The 3,071-nt window shown below is 31.4% G+C and carries 3 protein-coding genes; all 3 read left to right on the top strand.

What is annotated here, in order from left to right; translation table 11 throughout:
- Window positions 1–2,083: DEAD/DEAH box helicase family protein (locus tag V7112_RS06345; RefSeq protein WP_335416858.1), on the top strand; the 2,083-nt coding region annotated here is incomplete at its 5' end.
- Between the two features lie 36 nt (window positions 2,084–2,119).
- Window positions 2,120–2,296, top strand: coding sequence for a hypothetical protein (locus V7112_RS06340; RefSeq protein WP_335416856.1), 177 nt, complete (start codon window positions 2,120–2,122; stop codon window positions 2,294–2,296).
- Window positions 2,296–3,071: AAA family ATPase (locus V7112_RS06335; protein WP_335416854.1), on the top strand; the 776-nt coding region annotated here is incomplete at its 3' end. The genes V7112_RS06340 and V7112_RS06335, both read left to right, overlap by 1 nt.

Here is a 3,071-nt window from a genome sequence, read left to right as displayed (position 1 = left end):
AAGGATATCATATCAATATCGTTCTGATAATTACGATGGAAGTATAATTAAAGATTTCTACTTACCTGTCCTTTCACGGTCAAAATGCTATAAAAGAGCAGTAGGTTATTTTTCAAGTCATTCACTTGTAATTGCAGCAAAGGGAATTGTTGAACTAATTAGTAATGGTGGGAACTTACAGTTAATAGCTTCACCTCAACTAAACTCCGATGATATTGAGGCTATTACAAAAGGGTATGATGCAAGAGAAAATATTATAGAAAAGGCTCTGTTAAGAAATCTTAACAATATTAATGATGAACTTGCAATTGACCGGTTAAATTATTTAGCTTGGTTAATAGCTAATAACCAATTAGATATTAAGATTGCTGTATTAAGGAACAGTGTCCTAAAGGGAATATTTCATGAAAAAGTAGGGATAATGGAAGACTTCGAAGGGAATACAATAGCATTTACAGGGTCATCCAATGAAACCGAGGGTGGGTTATATAACAATTTTGAGTCAATTGATGTCTTTTGTTCATGGATTCAGAGTGAAAGAATGCGAGTCGATAAAAAATTAGAAAACTTCAATAAGCTTTGGAATGATGACACACATAATGTTGAAATTATTTCCTTTCCAACTGCACTAAAAGAACGGCTCCTTTCATTTAAACAATCAACTTATAAAAACCCTGAACCTATAGTACAAACTTCTAGAGTTAAATCTATGCCAGACAAATTAATAGAACCTGAATTACCAAATCAACTTAATGTAAGGGATTACCAAAAGAAGGCAATACAGAATTGGTTTAGAAATGAATGCCAAGGGCTGCTGGAAATGGCTACTGGTACAGGTAAAACTATAACTGCTATTACTGGAATAACAAAATTATATGAAGTGACAAAGAGGTTAGCCGTAATAATTGTATGCCCGTATACCCACCTTGTTGATCAATGGGTAAAAGATTTAAAACTATTCAATATGTCTCCTATTATTGCTTATCACTCTAGAAGTTTATGGGAAAACGAGTTAAACAATAATGTTTCCTCTTTTCAGGCAAAGGTAATTAATCATTTTTGTGTTGTAACTACTAATGCTACATTTTCAACAGAAAACATGCAACAAATTATAAAGAAATTAGGTGATGATACTGTAATAGTTGCAGATGAGGCTCATCATTTTGGTGCGGCAAACCTTCGTCAATGCTTACCAAATAACATACCTTATCGACTGGCTTTAAGTGCTACGCCTAACCGATGGTTCGATGAAGAAGGAACATCAGTTTTGTTAAAATACTTTGGAAATAAAATAGTCTATAAATTTGGGCTTGACAAAGCAGTGGGTACATATTTGACTGAATATTACTATTACCCCCAGATTGTATACCTGGACGAAGATGAAAGTGACTATTATTATGAAGTTACTAGAAAGATTAGTAAGCTTTATAATAGAAAAAATGATAATGAAGATAACGAAAGTAACATTGAAACTCTATTAATAGAAAGATCAAGAATTTTAAGTAGAGCAAGAAATAAATTAGTAAGGTTAAAAGAACTATTCGTAGATATGAAAGATACAAATTATAATATCGTATACTGTGGTGATAGCAGCGTTGATGGAGAAAAACAGATAGATTCTGTAGTTAGTATTTTAGGGGAACAACTGGAAATGAGAGTACACACTTTCACATCTCGTGAAGATGATCAAGATAGACAAATGTTATTAAAACGATTTCAATCAGGGGAGTTACAGGCTCTTGTGGCAATAAAATGCCTTGATGAAGGTGTGGATGTTCCAGCCACTCAGAGGGCATTTATTCTTGCTAGTAGTACTAATCCTAGAGAATTTATTCAGAGAAGGGGTCGTGTGTTAAGAAAGTATCCTGGTAAAAGGTACTCGTATATATATGACTTTATTGTTGTACCTAGGAATCTAGATGAAATTCAATTAATTGAACCTAGTCTTTTTAATACCGAACGAAATTTGGTGAAAAGAGAGATGAACCGAGTAATAGAATTTGCGGATTTAGCGGTTAATGGACCTCTAGCACATGAAGAATTAAACAAAATCAAAAATGCTTATAACTTATTAAATTATTAGGATATTAGATTATTAAACTAGGAATGGAGACTTTTTATGGAAAAAGAAAAAGAAAAAATACATTCTATTTTGAAAGATTTGCCTGAAGAATATACATTAATTCTAAAGGAAATACTTCAAGCGGAAAAAGAACTGCTACATAAAAAGTCATTACAAGGTACAAGTATTGTAGCGGAAATCGTTAATATTGTTAAAGAAAGGATTAAAGAATAATGATTATAGATTCAATTTTATTAAAGAACTTTAGACAATATTATGAAGAACAAAAAATACACTTTTCTAAATCACCAACGAAAAATATAACAGTCATTCACGGAGAAAATGGTTCAGGTAAGACAGCTTTATTAAATGCATTTAGTTGGTGCTTATATGGAATTATTAACCTACCAAATCCAGATAAAATAATAAATGAATATGCTATTGAGAATGCTGAAGTTGGTACGATAATTGAAGCAAGTGTTACTCTAAAATACAATCATATGAATAAAAACTATACTTTAACAAGGTCAGTAAAGGCGGAAAAAGGGACAGATAACAAAGTATTTTATTCAGAGCCAATATTAAACATTGAATATAAAGAAGAAGGTCAATCAAAAATGATGAATAATCCACAAGCTGAGGTTGATAGAACATTACCTCAAGATTTAAGGAGTTATTTCTTTTTTGATGGCGAAAGAATTGATAATCTTTCAAAAGAATCTGGGACTGAGGATATAAAAAAAGCAATAAAAACTATTATGGGTCTTGAAATCCTTGAAAGAGGAATTATTCATACTTCAAGTGCTAGGAAAAAATTTAGAAGTGAGATAAAGAAGTTTGGAGATCTTAAAACAAATAGAATAATAGAAGAGATAGAAGACCTAGAGAGTAAAGAATCTCAGTATAAAGAAGACCTTGATTTATATCAGAAAAATATAAAAGTTACTGAAAAACATATCCGGGAACTTGAAGAAAGGTTAAAGTCTATAGAGGGTTCTAAGCAATTACA

This window comes from Bacillus sp. JJ1566, from assembly GCF_036962685.1.
In the GTDB taxonomy this organism is placed as follows: Bacteria; Bacillota; Bacilli; order Bacillales; family Bacillaceae_L; genus Ferdinandcohnia.
This window is presented reverse-complemented; position numbering and strand designations above follow the sequence as displayed.